Annotated in this window: 15 protein-coding genes and 2 pseudogenes; 7 read left to right on the forward strand and 10 right to left on the reverse strand. The window is 70.3% G+C overall.

The genetic code is table 11. The features are described 5' to 3' along the window. Nucleotides 1-3237, reverse strand: coding sequence for an EAL domain-containing protein (locus ABZT06_RS28025; protein ID WP_355746539.1), 3237 nt, complete (start codon nucleotides 3235-3237; stop codon nucleotides 1-3). A gap of 550 nt (nucleotides 3238-3787) precedes the next feature. On the opposite strand from ABZT06_RS28025, the gene ABZT06_RS28030 reads away from it, so the two are divergent. Continuing rightward, the gene (locus ABZT06_RS28030) at nucleotides 3788-4024 is read left to right on the forward strand and encodes a hypothetical protein (protein WP_355746542.1); all 237 of its coding nucleotides are present in this window, start codon (nucleotides 3788-3790) and stop codon (nucleotides 4022-4024) included. A gap of 103 nt (nucleotides 4025-4127) precedes the next feature. Here ABZT06_RS28030 and ABZT06_RS28035 read toward each other — a convergent pair whose 3' ends face one another. From ABZT06_RS28035 to allB, 3 genes are all read right to left on the reverse strand, one after another. Further along, nucleotides 4128-4376, reverse strand: a complete 249-nt coding sequence (locus ABZT06_RS28035; RefSeq protein WP_355746545.1) for a hypothetical protein — start codon at nucleotides 4374-4376, stop codon at nucleotides 4128-4130. A gap of 116 nt (nucleotides 4377-4492) precedes the next feature. Continuing rightward, a complete protein-coding gene (gene alc / locus ABZT06_RS28040; protein WP_355746548.1) occupies nucleotides 4493-5608 on the reverse strand; it encodes an allantoicase in 1116 nt (371 codons plus the stop codon). Nucleotides 5609-5647: 39 nt separating this feature from the next. Continuing rightward, a complete protein-coding gene (allB, locus tag ABZT06_RS28045) occupies nucleotides 5648-6985 on the reverse strand; it encodes an allantoinase AllB (RefSeq protein WP_355746551.1) in 1338 nt (445 codons plus the stop codon). Nucleotides 6986-7248: 263 nt separating this feature from the next. Here allB and ABZT06_RS28050 point away from each other — a divergent pair, with 263 nt between their 5' ends. After that, nucleotides 7249-8043, forward strand: coding sequence for an IclR family transcriptional regulator (locus ABZT06_RS28050; RefSeq protein WP_355746555.1), 795 nt, complete (start codon nucleotides 7249-7251; stop codon nucleotides 8041-8043). Nucleotides 8044-8088: 45 nt separating this feature from the next. Here ABZT06_RS28050 and ABZT06_RS28055 read toward each other — a convergent pair whose 3' ends face one another. Continuing rightward, the gene (locus ABZT06_RS28055; RefSeq protein WP_355746558.1) at nucleotides 8089-8373 is read right to left on the reverse strand and encodes a DUF5955 family protein; all 285 of its coding nucleotides are present in this window, start codon (nucleotides 8371-8373) and stop codon (nucleotides 8089-8091) included. Nucleotides 8374-8578: 205 nt separating this feature from the next. On the opposite strand from ABZT06_RS28055, the gene ABZT06_RS28060 reads away from it, so the two are divergent. Together ABZT06_RS28060 and aceB are read left to right on the forward strand one after the other, a co-directional pair. After that, the gene (locus ABZT06_RS28060; RefSeq protein ID WP_355746561.1) at nucleotides 8579-9178 is read left to right on the forward strand and encodes a nucleotidyltransferase family protein; all 600 of its coding nucleotides are present in this window, start codon (nucleotides 8579-8581) and stop codon (nucleotides 9176-9178) included. Nucleotides 9179-9362: 184 nt separating this feature from the next. Beyond that, entirely contained in the window at nucleotides 9363-10988 is a 1626-nt protein-coding gene (gene aceB, locus ABZT06_RS28065) for a malate synthase A (RefSeq protein ID WP_355746564.1), read from the forward strand. A 12-nt stretch (nucleotides 10989-11000) separates the two neighbouring features. Here the strand turns inward: aceB and ABZT06_RS28070 are convergent, their stop codons facing one another. Continuing rightward, a complete protein-coding gene (locus ABZT06_RS28070) occupies nucleotides 11001-11270 on the reverse strand; it encodes a SelT/SelW/SelH family protein (protein WP_355746567.1) in 270 nt (89 codons plus the stop codon). Further along, the gene (locus ABZT06_RS28075) at nucleotides 11267-12172 is read right to left on the reverse strand and encodes a HipA family kinase (protein WP_355746570.1); all 906 of its coding nucleotides are present in this window, start codon (nucleotides 12170-12172) and stop codon (nucleotides 11267-11269) included. The genes ABZT06_RS28070 and ABZT06_RS28075 overlap by 4 nt, the downstream gene beginning before the upstream one ends. Nucleotides 12173-12348: 176 nt before the next feature. Between ABZT06_RS28075 and ABZT06_RS28080 the strand changes: the two genes are divergently transcribed. Next, nucleotides 12349-14034 (forward strand): ribonuclease J, encoded by a 1686-nt coding sequence (locus ABZT06_RS28080; RefSeq protein WP_355746573.1) that lies wholly within the window; start codon nucleotides 12349-12351, stop codon nucleotides 14032-14034. A 106-nt stretch (nucleotides 14035-14140) separates the two neighbouring features. Beyond that, the gene (locus ABZT06_RS28085; protein ID WP_355746575.1) at nucleotides 14141-14869 is read left to right on the forward strand and encodes a spermidine synthase; all 729 of its coding nucleotides are present in this window, start codon (nucleotides 14141-14143) and stop codon (nucleotides 14867-14869) included. A 3-nt stretch (nucleotides 14870-14872) separates the two neighbouring features. Here ABZT06_RS28085 and ABZT06_RS28090 read toward each other — a convergent pair. After that, nucleotides 14873-15226, reverse strand: a pseudogene (locus ABZT06_RS28090) (flavoprotein); the annotation flags it as partial. A 2-nt stretch (nucleotides 15227-15228) separates the two neighbouring features. Between ABZT06_RS28090 and ABZT06_RS28095 the strand changes: the two are divergent. Then, nucleotides 15229-15534, forward strand: a pseudogene (locus ABZT06_RS28095) (phosphotyrosine protein phosphatase); the annotation flags it as partial. On the opposite strand, the gene ABZT06_RS28100 reads toward ABZT06_RS28095, so the two are convergent. Further along, nucleotides 15525-17159, reverse strand: a complete 1635-nt coding sequence (locus ABZT06_RS28100; RefSeq protein ID WP_355746578.1) for a multicopper oxidase family protein — start codon at nucleotides 17157-17159, stop codon at nucleotides 15525-15527. The pseudogene ABZT06_RS28095 and the gene ABZT06_RS28100 sit on opposite strands and share 10 nt — an antisense overlap. A 451-nt stretch (nucleotides 17160-17610) precedes the next feature. After that, nucleotides 17611-19128: an IucA/IucC family protein gene (locus ABZT06_RS28105; RefSeq protein ID WP_355746581.1), complete on the reverse strand. Its 1518-nt coding sequence runs from the start codon at nucleotides 19126-19128 to the stop codon at nucleotides 17611-17613. Nucleotides 19129-19147: the final 19 nt, after the last annotated feature.

Raw genomic sequence — 19147 nt, forward strand, 5'->3', positions numbered from 1 at the left:
TCACCGCTTCCTCTCCGCGGGCGCCCCGGGCGATCCTGCCAGGCGGCCGAGCGGCGGCGCGAGGATGAGCTGCTCCGCCTCCTCGGCACTGACCGGCTCGGCGAAGAGATACCCCTGGCCGAGTCGGCAGCCCATGGAGATCAGCGATTCCTGCTGCCTCACGTCCTCCACTCCTTCGGCGATCACCGTGAGGCCGAGTGTGTCGGCGAGATGCGTGATGCCCTCGACCAGTGCGTACTGTTCGGGCGAGCGCGCGAGTTGGTCGACGAACGACTTGTCGATCTTGAGTATCGAGATCGGGAACTCACGCAGATAGCTCAGCGACGAGTAGCCCGTTCCGAAATCGTCGATCGCGAAGCGTATCCCGAGGTCGGTCAGCGCACTCATCTCAGCCAGGATGCGCTCGTCGTTGTACATCAGCACATTCTCGGTCAGTTCCAGTACGAGAGACGACGGTTCGATGCCGGAGAGTTGCAGAGCACGCCGCACCACGTTGTAGAACTCGTCGTCCCGGAACTGACGCGGCGACACATTCACGCTGACGTAAGGTGCCTTGCGGTCGGCCGTCCCGTGGTGCAGCACGGAGTCCTCCCACCGGACAGCCTCGGCCGCGGCCTGATCAAGCACCCAGGCGCCGAGCGGGACGATCTGCCCGCTCTCCTCGGCCAGCGTGATGAACTGCTCCGGCAGCACCATGCCGCGCGTGGCATGAGGCCAGCGAACGAGCGCCTCGAAGCCGGCGATCCGCCCACTGGTCAGCTCCACGATGGGCTGGTAGAGCACCATGAACGACGTCTCGATCGACGAACTGTCGAGGCCCTCCTGCAACTTGGCCCGCTCGGCCATGCCGCTCTGCAGCTCCGGGTGGTAGCGGCGCCACTGGCGCTTGCCCGCCGTCTTCGCCGCGTACAGCGCGAGATCGGCGTGAGTCAGCAGTTCGACCGAGTCGATGCTGTCCTCCGTCGTCGCGACGCCGACACTGGCGTACGTACTCACCGGCCCCACACTGAGCCGGAACGGCTCGGCGAACGCTGTCATCACGTGTTCGGTGAACCGCTCCACGCCTTCAGGCGTGACGGAGCCCTCCACCAGCAGTGCGAACTCGTCGCCGCCGATACGCGCGGCGGTGTCGGAGGCGCGGACGGTGGTCTGCAGCCGGAGTGACAGCGCGACCAGGAGTTCGTCGCCCACACCGTGGCCGTGTATGTCGTTGACGACCTTGAAGTCGTCCACGTCGACGAAGAGCACGCCGACCACCGTGCCCTCGCGCTGAGCCTGCACCAGGGCGTGGTTGATCCGCTCCTGGAAGAGCACGCGGTTGGCCAGGCCGGTGAGCGAGTCATGGAACGCCTGGTGGGTGAGTTCGCGTTCGAGCTTGCGCTGCTCGGTCACGTCCCGCAGGGTGAGCACCACCCCACCAACGGTGGCCTCCTCACGCAGGTCGCTCCACCTCACCTCGACCTCGATGGTCGCCCGGTCGGTGCGGACCATGCGCCAGTGCTCGCGCCTGGTCTGGTACTCGCGGCTCCGTATCCGGCCGAGCGTCTCGACCACCTCGCGGCTGTCCTGCGGGGGAACCAGTTCGATGAGCTGGGTGCCCTCCAGGTTCGGAACGCCCAGTATCTGGTCGGCGGAGGGGCTGGCGTAACGGACCCGGTCGTCGTCGTCGAGTATCAGGATGACGTCGGAGGCGTTCTGCACCAGCGTGCGGAAGTACATCTCGCTGTTGCGCCGGTTGACCTCCTGGGCGAGGCTGACCCGCGCGGCGGCAAGTGCCGTCTGCGCGGCGAGAGTCGCCAGCGTGTCGCGGAACACGAGCAGGTCATGCTCGTTCCCGGCCACGATCAGCGCGCCGATCAGCGGATCAGCAGAGGGGTGATCCTGCGAGGCGAGCGGGCAGACCAGCACGTGGCCGGCGTGGGCCGGCTCCTCGTCCGGGGCGGTGAGACAGGCGGCAAGATCGGATCCCGCACCGTCGAGGGTCACCAGGCGGCTCTCGCCGGACGCGATCAGTCCCCGTACGCCGGCGGTCGCCCGCGCGGACAGGTGCCTGTGTACGCCGCCGTGCTCGCCGTTCGTCCAGAGCGTGTTGTCCGGCAGGGTGAGCAGCGCGGAACGCTGTGAGCCGTGCGACATCAACTCCGCCACCGCGCAGTGGACGGCGGCGGCCAGATCCCGCAGATCGCTCGCTCCGCCCAGCGACGACACCGCGTTGCGCAGCACCTTCTCCCGGCCGACGGCCCGCCGGTGGGTTGCCACCACGCCCGCCAGGCGGTAGAGCACGAGGAGGAAGAGCACCGCGGAGAACACCCCGATGACACCGGCGTTGGACCTCACGCCACGCACCGCCTCCGTCAGGAGGATGGCCGGCGCGATCAACGACGCCAGGGCGAGCAGGCTCAGCCGCCCCATGCCGGTCTCGGCGCGCCATGCCACCGGCTGAGTCAGCGACCGCATGGTCGGGTCGAGCGCGGCAGCCGCCCAGGCTCCGTACAGAACGGCCCAGCCGAGATCGATCGCGGTACCCGTGCGCCAGGTCCCGTTCAGTTGGATCAGGCCGTAAGCCACGTCGGCGGTGAGCAGGCCGAGGGTGCCCGCGGTGAGGAGCATGAGCGAGCGGCTCTTGCCGCCATGGCCGGCGAGCAGGCGCAGCAGCATCGCCAGTACGAGGATGTCGCCGAGCGGATAGGCGATGGAGAACGCCTTCTGCACCCAAGTGAGGCCCTCGAGGCGGGCATACGGATCGATGAGGAAGAGCCACGACAGCAGCGCCAGACCGGCTGTCAGCGTCAGCGCGTCGACGAGGCTCGCGCGGTCGCGCCAACTCGTGCGCCAGTGGACGAAGCTCAGCAGTCCGGCCGCATACAGCGGATATGCCGCGAGATAGAAGCCGTCGGCGATCGACGGAAACGAGATATCCTCCTGTCGCAACTCGATGAGGATGATCTGCGTGGCCTGGCCGGCGGCGAAGGCGCAGTTTCCCGCGGCGAGCAACAGCCAGGGGAGTCGGTGCGCAGGGTGGTTGAGAAAGATACCGAGGACAATACCGATGACGCCGGTCGCTCCAATGGCGACGAAGATCATCCGATGTTGCGGGAATGTGTAGTAGAACCCTGTCAGTACGACGACGCATGTGCTGACAACAGCCATCGCAGCCTGGCTTCGAAGTCGCGCGTTCATCCCAACTAACCTCCTGAGAGGGCCACTTGTCGGGCGGCCTAGCCGGGCGAACGGCACCGGGCGGCGGAGAAGCCCGTGGATCGGGCCGCCAAAGGAGAATTCTTCGGGCCGGGAGCCGGCCCTGGTCGCCTGTGAACAGGATCGCGGTGTACAAGTTCGCCGGCATACACGGTCGCCGTTATGCGGGCTTCTCCTCGCCGAGACATCGACGTGTCTTTTGACCAGCTTACCCGGGTTGCCATTCTCCGCACGCGCGGAGAGATACCGCGACGCCTCGCGGGATACCGCGCCATGCGTGAAAATGGGCATAGGGAGGACGGGGTAACCGGACCGCGTCCGCCCAGCGACAATCGGCTCCTGACGGAGCATGGAGTCCATGCTCTGCGATTACTGCCGGATCTCCTCGCCTGCAGGCAGTCTGCTTTTCTCCACCGCAGCCTTCCTGTCACGCCTCCGCAGTCGATGATCGGCGTCGGCATCGTCGCCCTGTACACCGCGCCGGACTGGACGCTTTACGTCGCGGCGGCGGCAGCGGGCTGCATGCCCAGCGTGGGCGCGCTCGTCAGGTCGCGCTGGGCGGAGCTTCACCGGGAGTCACCGCGACTGTTTGCACACGTACGCGCTGGAGTCGGTGCTCGACGAGGTGGTCTACGTCGTCGGCCCAGCCCTGGCGATCACGCTGTCGACCAGCGCCTGCTCTGCGGCAGGACCGCTGACGGCCGCGGTCCTGCTCACCGTCGGCGTCCTGCTGTTCACCGGCGTACGGAACCGCCGGTGCACCCCGGGCCGCAACGCGCCCGGGGCTGGGCGCTACGCATCCCGGGGCTCGGCCTGCTGGCGCTGACGGCGACCTCGGTGGGCGCGTCTTTCGGTTCGGTGGAGGTCCTGCCGGTGGCGTACGCCGACGCACACCATCACAAGGCGCTCTCCGGTCTGCTGCTGGGCGTTTACGCGTTCGGCTCGGGCCTGGCGGGCGCGGTCTTCGGCCCGATCAGACCCCGGGGGCGATCACGCGGCGGTTGCTGGGTCAGCGTCTGGGCGATGGCGGTGACGATGACACCGCTGTTGCTCGCGCCGGATCTCGCGGCACTGGCGGGGATGCTCTTCATGGCGGGCATGGCCATCGCGCCGACCCTGATCAGCACGATGGGACTGGTGGGCCACCTGGCGCCACCCTCCCAGCTCACCGAGAGCATCACCCGGATCGTCTCAGGCCTCTCCGTCGGAGTGGCGCTATGCTGCGCCACGTCCGGGTGGGTGGTCGACGCGGTGGGGGCCTCGGCCCGCTCCTCGAACGCCGGAGGAGCTGACCTCAGCCGCCCAGCTCCTGGTGCCTCGCAGACAGCGCCGCCGCGCCGCCCTCCGTCAGCGAACCGAACAGCCTCAGGCGCGAGATCCCCCCGTCCGGGAAGATGTCCACGCGCGCGTGCGTGCCCACCGCCGGGGCCGGCAGCACGAAGCGGTGGTTCGTGTCGGGCTGCAGACGGGTGCGCGGGAGGATCTCGCGCCAGTCGCCGTCCTCGCCGTCGCGCACCGAAACCGACGCCCAGCCCGCGCTGTTCCCCTTCAGATACGCCGTGTCGATCTCGACGGCCCGGATCTGGGACTGGGCCACGAGACGGTAGCGGATCCAGTCGTTGCCCCGGTCACGGCGGCGGCGGGTCTCCCAACCGTCGTCCATCTTGCGGGAACGCCCCGGCTGGATGGTGTTCGAGGCCGGTGAGTAGAAGAGGTTCGACGCGTCCTCCGCCTGGCCGCCGTTCTCCAGGGCGACCACGTCGAAGGTGCCGAGGACCTCCAGCCATGCCGGGTCCGGGACGACCTCGCCGTACACGCGCAGGCGGGCGATGCCGCCGTCGGGGTGCTGGTTGACCCGCAAGTGCGTGAAGCGCTGTTCCAGCGACACCGGGAAGCCGTTCGCCGCGTGGCCGCCGACCGGCGTACGGGGGACCAGGGTCGTCCACTTCACGTCGTCGCCCAGCAGTTCCTGCGGGGACGGGGAGCCTGCCACGGACGCGCCCTCGACCGACACCGCCTGCGGGTAGTTGCCGCGGAAGTGCGCCGTGTCGACGACGATCCCCCGGATCACGCCGGGCGCGCCGAGCCGCACCAGCGCCCAGTCGTGGTCCTCCGGCGTCGGCCAGGGGTGGTCGGCCGAGGCACCGCGGCGGCGCCGGGTCTCCCAGCCGTCCATGATCTTGCCCTTGTGTCCGAAGTGCTCGGGGTCGAACTCGGCGCGCCCGGGCATGAGCAGGTTCTCGCGCTGGGCGAAGAACTCGTCGTTGGCGGCGATGACTGCGGCACCGAGCGTCCGTGCGGCGAGGTCGGCGTACCGGGTGAAGGGGAAGTCGGCGGTGCGGTAGTCCGCGTACGGGTCACCGCCTCCGTACGGATTCGCGTCGCCGGTGAAACTCGGGATCGCCGTCACGTATGCGTGCCTTTCAGGAGTGGGCCGGTGCGGGTGGAATCAGGGTGTACGGGTGAGCAGTTGGCCCTTCGGGGCCGTGAACTCGCCGTCCGCCACGATGCGTTCGCCGCGCAGCCAGGTCGACTTGACCACGCCGTACAGGGTCTTGCCCGCGTACGCCGTGACGCGGTTGCGGTGCTGGAGGGCCGCCGGGTCGACGGTGAAGGTGTCGTCGGGTGCGAGGACCGCGAAGTCGGCGTCGCGGCCGGCCTCGATGGCGCCCTTTCGGTCCAGGCCCACGAGCTGGGACGTCCGCGCGGACATCCAGCGGACCACGTCCTCCAGTGAGTGACCGCGCTTGCGGGCCTCGGTCCAGACCGCCGCCAGGCTCAGCTGGAGGCCCGAGATGCCGCCCCACGCGGTGGCGAAGTCGTCCGTCTTGAGGTCGGCGGTGGACGGGGAGTGGTCGGTGACCACGCAGTCGATGGTGCCGTCGGCCAGCGCCTGCCACAGCAGGTCCTGGTTGGCGGACTCCCGGATGGGCGGGCAGCACTTGAACTCGCTCGCCCCGTCCGGGACTTCCTCGGCGGTGAGGGTGAGGTAGTGCGGGCAGGTCTCGACGGTGACGCGGACGCCGTCCGCCTTGGCCTGGGCGATCAGCGGGAGCGCGTCGCTCGACGACAGGTGCAGGACGTGCACGCGCGCGTCCAACCGCTTCGCCTGGGCGATGAGTTGGGCGATCGCCGTGTCCTCGGCGTCACGCGGACGGGATGCGAGGAAGTCGGCGTACCTGGGTCCGGCCTGCTGCGGGGCGGCCTCCAGGTGGTGGGGGTCCTCGGCGTGCACGATCAGCAGGCCGCCGAAGGAGGCGATCTCGGCCAGGGAGCGGGCGAGCCCGTCCTGGTCGAGATGCGGGAACTCGTCGACGCCCGACGGTGACAGGAACGCCTTGAAGCCGAAGACACCCGATTCGTGCAGCGGACGCAGGTCCTTGACGTTGTCGGGCAGGGCGCCGCCCCAGAATCCGACATCGATGTGGGCCTTGTCGGCGGCGACCTCCCGCTTCGCGCGGAGGTGGTCGACCGTCGTCGTGGGCGGGAGGGAGTTGAGCGGCATGTCGACGAGGGTGGTGATGCCGCCGGCCGCCGCCGCGCGCGTGGCGGTCCAGAAGCCCTCCCACTCGGTGCGGCCGGGGTCGTTGACGTGCACGTGGGTGTCGACCAGGCCGGGCAGCAGGACGTCGTCGCCGAGGTCCTCCAGGCGGGCGCCCTCGGTCACGGGAGCCTCGTACGGCAGTACGGCCGTGATCCGCCCGGCGGCGACCGCGACGGACGCGGGCCGCGTCCCCTCGGGTGTGATGACGCGCGTCGAGCGCAGCACCAGTTCGATGTCGGACACCCGGACCCCTCTCTGCCGCCGTTAACTTCCGCGTAACGGAATTCAACTTTCTGTTGAAGGAGTCTTCACTCCCGGTCGAGCGCCGTCAAGGGCACACTTCCTCACGATGCACCACACGTTGCCGCTCTAGACGTTTCCACAAAGCGGAATTAGACTTCCGACAAGCAGAACGTAACTATGCACCAGCGGGGAGTCAACCGACTGCCGGGTAGGCTTCTGCCCTCCTGCCCAGACCCGACAGGCAGCCCCGAAAGGAACGCGCCGTGCCGACGTCCAGCGCCAGCACCACCGACTCCGCCAAGTCCGCCGGTGGCGGGGTCCAGTCCCTCGAGCGCGCCTTCGATCTGCTGGAGCGGATGGCGGACGCGGGCGGAGAAGTCGGACTGAGCGAACTGTCCGCGAGCAGCGGACTGCCGCTGCCCACCATCCACCGCCTGATGCGGACCCTCGTGACCTGCGGATACGTCCGCCAGCAGGCCAACCGGCGCTACGCCCTCGGCCCGCGCCTGATCCGCCTCGGCGAGTCGGCCGCCCGACTGCTGGGCACCTGGGCCCGCCCCTACCTCGCCCGCCTGGTCGAGGAGACCGGCGAGACGGCCAACATGGCGCTGCTCGACGGGGACGAGATCGTCTACGTCGCCCAGGTGCCGTCGAAGCACTCGATGCGGATGTTCACCGAGGTCGGCCGGCGCGTCCTGCCGCACTCCACGGGCGTCGGCAAGGCCCTGCTCGCCCACACCCCCGACGACGAGGTGCGCGCCCTGCTCGCCCGGACCGGTATGCCGGCCGCGACGGAGAAGACGATCACCACGCCGGACGGCTTCCTCGCCGCCCTGCAGGACGTGCGCGGCCAGGGCTACGCGGTCGACGACAACGAGCAGGAGATCGGCGTCCGCTGCCTCGCGGTCTCGGTGCCCAACTCCCCCACCGCGGCGGCGATCTCGATCTCCGGCCCGGCGGGGCGGGTCACCGAGGCGGCCACCGAGAAGATCGTGCCGGTGCTCCAGCAGGTGGCGGCGGAGCTGTCGGAGGCACTGGCCAGCCAGAACCCGGCGTGACGGTCCCGCCCCAGGCCGGGGCGGTACACCGACCGACAACCTGACCTAGCGCCGCGGCTCCCCGAACAACTCCACGGCCCTGCGTACGTCGGTCAGCCCCCGCGACAGCGCGCTCACCGACCCGATCGCTCCGGCGATCAGCAGTAACGACCGCCGCAGACGCGGGACTTCGGGCGTGCCGTCGATCGCCATGGCGGCCAGCGCGGCGAGTTCGTCCTCGGCGATGCCCCGGTCGGGGAACTCGGCCGGGTGCGCGGCGAGTTCACGGCGCAGCCGGGACACGGCGGTCCGCAGTTCCGCCACTCTCTGATCGTTCTCGCTGCCGGTCACTGGCCTCTGCCCCAAGCTCCGCAACACAGCTCTCCCCCTTGCACGCCTTCGTGCGCCCCCACCGTCGTGAAGCCCCTTGGCGGCGGTCAGACCCCGAGGGACGCGGGTCAGTAAACGCCACGCAAGGCGCCGCGCGCCACCGTACGGACCGAAATTCAGCCCGTGGAAACCCGGCGCACGCCGGCGCGTCAGGTATGCAGGACGCATGACGGAGAACGAACAGCAGGTCGCCGGACTGCTCCTTGCTGCAGGCGGCGGGCGACGGCTCGGGGGGCGGCCCAAGGCACTGCTCGAACACCGGGGCCGCCCGCTCGTCGAACACGCGGTCGGCGTCCTGCGCACGGCCGGCTGCACCCGTGTGCACGTGGTCCTGGGAGCGGCCGCGGCGGCCGTACGGAAGCGGGCCGAGCTCGGTGGCTGCGTGCTCGTGGAGAACCCGGAGTGGGCCGACGGCATGGGGTCGTCACTGCGGGCGGGGCTCGACTCGCTCGCCGGCACGACAGCGCGGGCCGCGCTGGTCTCGCTCGTCGACCAGCCCGGTATCGGAGCGGACGCCGTTCGCCGGGTGCTCACCGCGTACGAGGACGAGACTTCGCTCGCCTCGGCCGCCTACGACGGCGTACGCGGCCATCCCGTCCTCTTCGGTGCCGCGCACTGGGCCGGGATCGCGGCGACTGCGACCGGTGACCGGGGGGCACGCGCCTACCTGAAGGAGCACCAGCGTGCCGTCACCCTCGTCGAGTGCGGGGACGTGGCCGAGCCCTACGACATCGACACGCCGGAGGATCTGGCGCACCTTGAGTGAACGCGGTGGCACGCAGAGCCACTTTCGCTCGACCCGGAGAATCTCGACATCAACAAACCATTGAACTTCCACGATGAGGAAACTAGTATCCACTGTTCAGAAGCGCCCTACCTCTGCGAGGGGCGCCGCTCGCGTACCCGGTTCGACTGGCACCCGGTGCCACCGCTGAAGGAAGTGACAGCTCATGTCCGCACCAGCGCCGTCCCCGCTGGCCATCGTCGACGCCGAGCCCCTGCCGCGGCAGGAGGAGGTCCTCACCGAGGCGGCCCTCGCCTTCGTGGCCGAGCTGCACCGCCGGTTCACGCCCCGGCGTGACGAGCTCCTCGCCCGCCGCGCCGAGCGCCGCGCCGAGATCGCCCGCACCTCCACGCTCGACTTCCTCCCGGAGACCGCCGCGATCCGCGCGGACGACTCCTGGAAGGTGGCCCCCTCCCCCGCGGCCCTGGACGACCGCCGGGTCGAGATCACCGGCCCCACCGACCGCAAGATGACCATCAACGCCCTGAACTCCGGCGCCAAGGTGTGGCTCGCGGACTTCGAGGACGCCTCGGCGCCGACGTGGGAGAACGTCGTCCTCGGCCAGGTCAACCTCGCGGACGCGTACACCCGGAACATCGACTTCACCGACGAGAAGTCGGGCAAGTCCTACGCGCTCAAGGCCGGCGAAGAGCTCGCCACTGTCGTCATGCGTCCCCGCGGCTGGCACCTGAACGAACGCCACCTGGTCGACGCGAACGGCGCCCAGGTCCCCGGCGCACTCGTCGACTTCGGCCTGTACTTCTTCCACAACGCCCAGCGGCTGCTCGACCTCGGCAAGGGCCCGTACTTCTACCTCCCGAAGACCGAGTCGCACCTCGAAGCCCGCCTGTGGAACGACGTGTTCGTCTTCGCGCAGGAGTACTGCGGCATCCCGCAGGGCACCATCCGCGCGACCGTCCTGATCGAGACGATCACGGCCGCGTACGAGATGGAGGAGATCCTCTACGAACTCCGCGACCACGCCTCCGGGTTGAACGCGGGCCGCTGGGACTACCTGTTCTCCATCGTCAAGAACTTCCGTGACGGCGGCGCCAAGTTCGTCCTCCCCGACCGCAACGCGGTCACGATGACCGCCCCGTTCATGCGCGCGTACACCGAACTCCTCGTCCGTACCTGCCACAAGCGGGGCGCGCACGCGATCGGCGGCATGGCGGCCTTCATCCCGTCGCGCCGGGACGCCGAGGTCAACAAGGTCGCCTTCGAGAAGGTCCGCGCCGACAAGGACCGCGAGGCCTCAGACGGCTTCGACGGTTCCTGGGTCGCCCACCCCGACCTGGTCCCGATCGCCATGGAGTCCTTCGACAAGGTGCTCGGCGACAAGCCCCACCAGAAGGACCGCCTGCGCGAGGACGTCCACGTCGAGGCGGCCGACCTCATCGCGATCGACTCGCTGAAGGCCAGGCCGACGTACAACGGCCTGGTCAACGCCGTCCAGGTCGGCATCCGGTACATCGAGGCCTGGCTGCGCGGCCTCGGCGCGGTGGCCATCTTCAACCTCATGGAGGACGCGGCCACCGCGGAGATCTCCCGTTCGCAGATCTGGCAGTGGATCAACGCGGGCGTCGAGTTCGAGAACGGCGAGCGGGCCACCCCGGAGCTGGCCCGCAAGGTCGCCGCCGAGGAGCTCGCGAACATCCGTGCCGAGCTCGGCGAGGAGGCGTTCGCCGCCGGTCACTGGCAGCAGGCCCACGACCTGCTGCTGGAAGTCTCGCTGGACGAGAACTACGCCGACTTCCTCACGCTGCCGGCGTACGAGCAGCTGCGCGGCTGATCTTCACCAGGCTCACTTGTCCGAGTGGCCCAGGGACTTTCCCGGGGCCACTCGGTCGCGTACGGCCTGCTTGACCGCCGTGGGCTCCGGGAAGCCCTGCTCACGCCGGTCCCAGACCACCTCGTCGTCGACGCGCACGACGAAGATCCCGCCCTTGCCGGGCTTCAGGGCCAGTTCCGTCAGCTCGGTCTCGAAGGTCGTGAGCAGTTCCTGCGCCAGCCAGGCCGCGCGCGGCAGCCAGCGGCACTGGGTGCAGTACTCGATCTCGACACGGCCACTCATTTCAGGTGCACCGACCAATCCTGTTCCGCGGCCGGTTTGCCGTGCAGGTCGGGGACCCGCTTCAGCCACTCGGGCCGGCCTTCCTGTGTTCTCTCCGCCCGCCGGGCCTCCTCGGCGGCGAGTTCCTCCCGGGTGGGGAAGTCGGTGGGCAGCCATGACTCGGAGGCCCGCACGCGCGTGTGGAGGTACGTCACATAGGCCTCGCGCGCCTCGGCCGGGGTCGCGAAGTCGGTGAGCCAGGCGTCGGGGACCGCCGCGGTGACCTCACGCAGGAGATCGGGAGTGACGCGGGGCGCCAGTTCCGCGTCGGCGGCGCGCACGTCCGGGCCGTAGTGGCCGAGGGCGTGGTGGCGGAAGTCGTAGGACTTCGCCGGGTCCGTGCCCTCCCAGCGGTGGTGGAAGACGAGGGCGGCACCGTGGTCGATCAGCCATAGCCGCGGGGGCGCGATGCCGAGCGTCGGCCAGACCATCAGGTTCGAGCTGTGGACCGTACGGTCGACGTTGACGGTCAGCGCGTCGAGCCAGACGACCCGGCCGGCCTCCAGCGGATCCACCGGGAAGGTCCTGGCGATCTCGGGGGTGAAGTCACGCGCACCCGGCAGATAGTCCATGCCGAGGTTCACGCCGGCGCTCACCGCGTGCAGGTCCCGCACCTCCTGGTGCGGCTCGCTGTCGGCGATCTCCGGGTCGAACTGCACGAGCACCAGCTCGGGGAAGCGCAGCCCCAGTGCCCGCGCCAGCTCGCCGACGATCACCTCGGCGACCAGCGCCTTCCGGCCCTGGGCGGAACCGGTGAACTTCACGACGTAGGTGCCCAGGTCATCGGCCTCGACGACGCCGGGCACCGAGCCGCCGGAGCGCAGGGGCTCGACGTAGCGGGTCGCGGTGACCTCTCTCAGCATGTCTCAGGCCATCCGATTCATCGACCTTGGTCCACGGTTGGTTCGGAGGCGCCCCGTACCGCCGGCCTCCGGCATGAAGAGAGCATAGTAACCGAGGGTGACCGACGAGGAGCGTCCGACCCGTCACACGGCAGGCAGTGGATCAACCCGTCCCACTCTCCGGGTAACGTCAAGGTATGAGCCACCCACACCCCGAACTGAAAGCCGCCCCGCCGCTTCCCGAGGGAGGGCTGCGCGTCGTCGCCCTGGGCGGCCTGGGTGAGATCGGCCGCAACATGACCGTCTTCGAATACGCCGGCAAGCTGCTCATCGTCGACTGCGGCGTGCTGTTCCCCGAGGAGACCCAGCCCGGCGTGGACGTGATCCTGCCGGACTTCACCTCGATCCGGGACCGGCTGGACGACGTCGTGGCCATCGTCCTCACCCACGGCCACGAGGACCACATCGGCGGCGTGCCGTACCTGCTGCGCGAGCGGCGCGACATCCCCGTCGTCGGTTCCAAGCTGACGCTGGCGTTCCTGGAGGCCAAGCTCAAGGAGCACGGCATCCGTCCGCGCGCGGTGCGGGTGCGGGAGGGCGACCGGCGCGGGTTCGGGCCCTTCGACTGCGAGTTCGTGGCGGTCAACCACTCCATCCCGGACAGCCTCGCGGTCGCCATCCGCACCGGTGCCGGGATGGTGCTGCACACCGGCGACTTCAAGATGGACCAGTTCCCGCTCGACGACCGCATCACCGACCTGCGCGCCTTCGCCCGCCTCGGCGAGGAGGGTGTGGACCTGTTCCTCACCGACTCCACCAACGCCGAGGTACCCGGCTTCACCACCTCCGAGCGTGAGTTGAACCCGGCGATCGAGCAGGTGATGCGCACCGCGCCGCGCCGGGTCATCGTCTCCAGCTTCGCCAGCCATGTGCACCGCATCCAGCAGGTCCTGGACGCCGCCCACCAGCACGGCCGCAAGGTCGCCTTCGTCGGCCGTTCGATGGTCCGCAACATGGGCATCGCCCGTGACCTGGGCTATCTGAAGGTCCCGTCCGGTCTGGTCGTGAGCACGAAGGAGCTGGAGAAGCTCCCGGACCACAAGATCACTCTGGTGTGCACCGGCTCCCAGGGCGAACCGATGGCCGCCCTGTCGCGGATGGCCACCCGCGACCACCAGATCCGCATCGGCAAGGGCGACACCGTCCTGCTCGCCAGCTCCCTCATCCCCGGCAACGAGAACGCCATCTACCGGGTGATCAACGGACTGACCCGGTGGGGCGCCCACGTCGTCCACAAGGGCAACGCCAAGGTGCACGTCTCCGGGCACGCCAGCGCCGGCGAACTCGTCTACTGCTACAACATCGTCAAGCCCCGCAACGTCATGCCCGTACACGGCGAATGGCGTCACCTGCGGGCCAACGGCGACCTCGCCATCCGTACCGGTGTCGACCCGGACCGCGTCGTCATCGCCGAGGACGGTGTCGTCGTGGACCTCGTCGACGGGCGCGCGTCCATCACCGGCAAGGTTCCCGCCGGGAACGTCTACGTGGACGGCATGGAGGTCGGCGGCGCCACCGAAGCCTCCCTCAAGGACCGCCTCACCCTCGCCTCCGAAGGCGTGGTCACGGTGGTGGCGATCGTCGACGCGGACACCGGCGCCCTCGCCGAGGCCCCCGACTTCCTGGCCCGTGGGTTCGTCCACGACGACGCCACCTTCGAGCCGGTCGTCCCCGTCATCGAGAAGGCCCTGGCCACCGCGGCCGAGGAAGGCGTCGGGGATCCGCATCAGCTCGAACAGCTCCTCGCCCGCGCCGTGGCGAACTGGGCGTTCCGCACCCACCGCCGCAAGCCCCTCATCATCCCGGTCATCATCGACGCCTGACCGCCCCCGGCCCCGGGTCCTCCACCGCGTCCAGGCGGGGACACACCCGGGGCCGCCCCGCCGGATGCCGGCACCAGGACGCCAACGACGCCGGAAAGGTGAACGGATGAGTCTGCGTTTCGAGGAGATCGACTGGCAACCGACGCCGATCGGCGAGATCAGCCTGCGGCGGCGGCGCCATCCGGAGTCGGGCGAGGACGTGTACGAGGTGAAACTCGGCGACGAGTTCCTGATGTCCAGCCTCTTCACCAGCGGCGAGATCGCACTGGCGGAACTCGCCCTGGCCGAGCTCCCGGGCGCCGAACTGGACGTCGCGGTCGGCGGCCTCGGACTCGGCTACACCGCCCGGGCGGCGCTGGACGACCCCCGGGTCCGCTCGCTGACGGTGATCGACGCGCTCGCCGAAGTCATCGACTGGCACCGGCGCGGCCTGGTCCCGCTCGGCGCCGGGCTGGCGTCGGACACCCGCTGCCGTCTGGTGCACGGCGACTTCTTCGCCTTGGCCGCTGATCCCGGCGGCCTGGACCCGGAGCGGCCAGGCCGCCGCTTCCACGCCATCCTGCTGGACGTCGACCACTCACCGCGCCACGTTCTGCACCCACGCCACGCGGCGCTCTACCAGCCGGCCGGGCTCCGCGCCCTGGCCGCACACCTCCACCCCGACGGCCTGTTCGCCCTGTGGTCGAACGATCCGCCCGATGACCAGTTCACCTTCGCACTCAAGGGGGTCTTCGCCCAAGTGGCGGCGCACGTCGTCGAGTTCGACAACCCGCTGCAAGGCCGCACCGCGACCAACACGGTCTACCTGGCCGGCAAGGCGCTGGTCACCCCGTAGGGCTCAGCAGCCGCCGGCCGGGGCGCCGACGCCGATCCGCAGGGTGGCCGGAGCCGCGCAGCAGCCCCCGGCCTCGCCGCTCGCGGCGGCATCGGTCTCGTCGAACAGACCGGCACCGCCGCAGACGCCCGTCTCCGGCAGCGTCAACTCGACGCGCTCCGCCGCCTCCTGGTCGCCGGCGATCGCGGCGGCGACGGACCGGACCTGCTCGTGACCGGTCATGGCGAGGAACGTGGGAGCACGGCCGTAGGACTTCATGCCGACCAGGTAGACGTCCTTCTCCGGGTGGGAGAGCTCGTTGACCCCGTGCGGGCGGACGGTGCCGCAGGAGTGGACGTTCGGGTCGATGAGCGGGGCCGCAGGTCAACCCCGCCGCGGTCGAGGCCATGAAGGGGCTCGGCATCGACATCTCCGAGGCCCGGCCGAAGATCCTGACCACCGAAGCCGTCCAGGCGTCCGACTACGTCATCACGATGGGCCGCGGCGACGCCTGCCCGGTCTTCCCGGGAAGGAAGTACCTCGACTGGGCCCTGGAGGACCCGGCGGGCAAGGGCGTCGAGTCCGTCCGCCCGATTCGCGACGAGATCAGGACCCGCATCGACGCCCTGATCACCGAGATCGATGCCCGGCCTCACACGCCCCGCCCGGGGGCCGGTCAGGCTTGATAGGCCAGGTTCGCCATCATCCCGGCCTCACCGTGGTAGGCGTTGTGGCAGTGCAGCATCCACTGGCCCGGGTTGTCGGCGTCGAGGAAGACGGACACCTTGTGCCGGGGCAGCACGATCGCGGTGTCCTTGCGGGGCCCGGAATCGCCGATCTGGTACGTGTGGCCGTGCAGGTGCACCGGATGCCACATGTCGGTGCCGTTGATGAAGTCGAGCCGTACGCGCTGCCCCTCGTGGACGACGATGGGATGCGCCCCGGGATCGTTCATGTCGAACGGCATGCCGTTGATGGCCCAGTTGTACTCCGTCATGTTGCCGGTGAACCTGATCCGGTGCGTGACGTCGGTCCCGGCGGCCTTCAGGCGCACGTCGTCGACGGCGCGCAGCTCGGACGCCGTCATGATCATGCCGTCGAGTTCCGTCGGGCGGACGCTCGCCGAGGGCTTGCCCCCGGCGCCGGTACGCACGAGGGCCAGGCCGTTCGCGTCCTTGCCCTCGGCGAGCGCGACGAGCGGGAAGACGCCGTCGCCGAGGGTGACCAGGACGTCGTACCGCTCGCCCATGCCGATCAGCAGGGCGTCCACCTCCTGCTGCTCGACCGGGAAGCCGTCGGTGTGGGTGATGGTCAGCCTGTGGCCGCCGAGGGCGACCCGGTAGGCGGTGTCCGAGCCGGCGTTGATGATCCGCAGTCGTACCTTCTTGCCGGGCCGGCTCGTGTAGACGTCAGGGTCGGTCGCCACGCGGCCGTTGATCAGGTGGTACGGGTACTTCACGTCGCCGGCGTCACCGCCGAGCAGGTCGCTGGTGGCACCCATGAGCATGAACTTCGTCGGCATGCTGCCGGCCGAGGAGGCCGAGGCGGAGGGGGGCGCGGAGCCGCCTCCCATGCCCATGCCGCCCATGTCCCCCATGTCGTGGCTCCGCGTGCCACTGGAGCTGGGGGCGCTCCCGCCCGTCTCCGTGCCGCCCATGCCCATGCCGCCCATGCCGTGCCTGAGTTCCGCGAAGACCTCGTCCGGCGTGCCGGTGACACCGTCGAGCCAGTCGTCGAGGAGGACGACCCACTCCTCGTCGTAGCCGAGGGCCTCGTCGGGGTCCTCGACGATCAGCGGGGCGTACAGGCCGCGGTCGAGCTGGACTCCGACGTGCGGGTGCAGGAAGTAGGTGCCTGGGGTGTCGGCGACGACCCTGTAGGTGAAGCTCTCGCCGGTCCGGACGGGGCTCTGGGTGACCGGCGGGGCGCCGTCCATGTCGTTGCGCAGGGCGATGCCGTGGCAGTGGACCGACGTGGTGGTCCCGGCCGGGAGCTGGTTGGACAGCTCGGCGACCAGGGTGTCACCGACGGAGAGCCGGACCTCCTTGCCCAGGGGGCGTCCGTCGAAGGCCCAGGTCTCGGGCGTGACCCCATCGCCCAGGTCGATGATCGTGGGTACGGCGGCCAGGGTGAGCTGCTGCTGCTGTCCGGTGCGGGGCCGCTTCTTCTCGGGGGCGGCGACCGCGGATCCGGAGGGGCCGGCCAGGGTGTCGCCCTCGGCGCTGGAGCCGCTGCCGCAGACGGTGAGCGCGCCGGCGCCGACGGCTCCCAGTCCGGCGAGCAGGACGGAGCGGCGGTTGATGCTGTCCATTTTTCGTTGTCCTCTGCTGTGCACCTGCGGATGGGGGACGCGGCGGCACGGCGCATCGAGCGCCGTGCGGGCGGCCTATATGCACAGCTGCGGCAGGACGGACAGACCGGGCCGAGTTCGGCTCACCACAGCGCCGGGAGCATGCCCGGACAGGGCCGACGGAAGACTGCTGGAGAAGGACGGTTCCTCCTTGCCGGACATGCCGGGCGCGGCGTGGCCCGTGGCGGGCAAGGCAGCCTGCGCCATGCCGGGCAGCGAGGAAACACACGCCCGGCGGGCGGCCCCGCCTCCGCTGCGCCCCGCTCGCCTCGCCATGGGATCACCTGTGCCGTTCTCGCCGATCAGTGATTACGCACCCTACCCCCAGGGGGTACTGATGGGAGGACAATGCCGTCCGGGGGTTCACCGGACGGCGGATGCTGAGGAGGCCTTTACCAGAGGGCGCCTCGGATCACGTGCCGGCCAGTGGGTTCGGCAGCGGCAGGTAGCGGGCGTCCGCCCCGTCGGCCCCCGTCCACCTCAGGAGCAGGTTCGTCTTGCCCGGCAGGGTGGGCGCGGTGAGGAGGGCGGTGGCTTCGGGGAGGTCGTGGCGGGACAGTTCGCGGCGGGCGGCGGGCCAGGGATCGAAGCCCGGCCGGCGTTCGGCGAGGGCCGCGGCGACCTCGCACAGGTGGTTCACGACCAGGCAGTACACCAGCCGCTCCCACCCGGCCGCGCGCGGGACGTCCGGCAGCAGCTTCACGCCCTCCGCGTCCCGGAACAGCGCCTGCACGGGCGTACCGTCGGCGTCCACGGCGACCAGGGTGTTCTGGAGATGCGCCTCGAGTACGACGCCGTGGTCGGCGAAGGCCGCGAGGGCGGGCGGGACGACCACGCCCAGGTACGCCTCCCACCAGGCCGCCGGATCCTCGGCGGCGTCGAGCGGGTTGCCCTCGAAGCCCTCCACCAGGGCCGCGGCGAGCAGCGGGGTCGTCCCGGGCCGTACATGGTCGCGCAGACCGTCGCGGACCAGTACGGCCAGCTCCTCGAAGGCGAAGTCGGCGGTGCGGTAGCCGCGGTCACTCAGCCAGGCGGCACTGCCGGGGCTCGCGTCGAAGGCGGTCACGGCCGCTTCATCCGTACGGCGGAGTTTGAGCAGGTCGTGGCGCCAGAGCCGCCGGATGTCGTTCGTGATGCGGACGTCGAGACTGAACTTGAGGAAGAGATCCCGCGAGGGGGCGTACACCGTGCGGATCGCCGCGGTCGGCCAGGTCTCGAAGCCGGTCGTGCCGAGCCGGACCAGGCGGCCGTCCTCGAAGGCCTCCGCACAGTCCACCAGGTCGAGCTGCCAGGGGTGGGCGGGCAGCAGCCGGTAGCCGGGCGGGGCCTCGCCGAGGGCGTCGAGGGCCGCGGTGTCGCCCTCCTCGACGACGGCGTCCTCGCGCACCCCGAGCAGGACCAGCGGGAAACGGGCATGGGCCTCGGGGGCGTACGGCAGCCAGGTGGCGACGGGGCCGCCGCCGCGGGCCTTGGGGGCGGGGTGGTGGGGATGGCCGGTGATGAGGCACTGCTCGGAGCGCTGATACGGGTCGCCCGGCGCCGTCGCCCGGTCCCGGGCCGTGAGCAGCGCGGCCACCGCGTCCCGGCTGTCGATCATCTCGGCGGGCAGCTCGTGGTTGGACCCACCGGTGTGCCGGGTCAGTTCCTCGACGGTGAGCTTCACGAGTTCGGGGTGACCGACCCGCCGCCAGCCACCCTCCGCGTACACCTCGGGCTCGGCGGGCCGCCGGTGGCCCCGCACCCTGAGCAGTCGCCCGCCGGGCAGCCGGTACACCGGGCGCTCGCCGGGTTCCGGGAGCGGCACGGCCACCTCGCGCAGCAGGCAGTTCAGCAGGGGCGCCGCCGCGTACGCGTCGGCGCGGTGTGCGACGGCGGTGCCGGCCGGCGGGGGCAGGAGATCCACGCGGTTCACTCGTTCTCTACGGTTCATCTGGTGCGATGACGATCAG

This window comes from Streptomyces sp. NPDC005483 (assembly GCF_040606035.1).
In the GTDB taxonomy this organism is placed as follows: Bacteria; Actinomycetota; Actinomycetes; order Streptomycetales; family Streptomycetaceae; genus Streptomyces.

Bases quoted from the DNA above. Each gene is read 5' to 3' on its own strand.
- ABZT06_RS28035 (WP_355746545.1), bottom strand. From the start codon at position 4,376: ATGCTCTCGGTGAGCTGGGAGGGTGGCGCCAGGTGGCCCACCAGTCCC.
- ABZT06_RS28060 (WP_355746561.1), top strand. From the start codon at position 8,579: ATGACGGAGAACGAACAGCAGGTCGCCGGACTGCTCCTTGCTGCAGGC.
- aceB (WP_355746564.1), top strand. From the start codon at position 9,363: ATGTCCGCACCAGCGCCGTCCCCGCTGGCCATCGTCGACGCCGAGCCC.
- ABZT06_RS28070 (WP_355746567.1), bottom strand. From the start codon at position 11,270: ATGAGTGGCCGTGTCGAGATCGAGTACTGCACCCAGTGCCGCTGGCTG.
- ABZT06_RS28075 (WP_355746570.1), bottom strand. From the start codon at position 12,172: ATGCTGAGAGAGGTCACCGCGACCCGCTACGTCGAGCCCCTGCGCTCC.
- ABZT06_RS28080 (WP_355746573.1), top strand. From the start codon at position 12,349: ATGAGCCACCCACACCCCGAACTGAAAGCCGCCCCGCCGCTTCCCGAG.
- ABZT06_RS28085 (WP_355746575.1), top strand. From the start codon at position 14,141: ATGAGTCTGCGTTTCGAGGAGATCGACTGGCAACCGACGCCGATCGGC.
- ABZT06_RS28100 (WP_355746578.1), bottom strand. From the start codon at position 17,159: ATGGACAGCATCAACCGCCGCTCCGTCCTGCTCGCCGGACTGGGAGCC.
- ABZT06_RS28105 (WP_355746581.1), bottom strand. From the start codon at position 19,128: ATGAACCGTAGAGAACGAGTGAACCGCGTGGATCTCCTGCCCCCGCCG.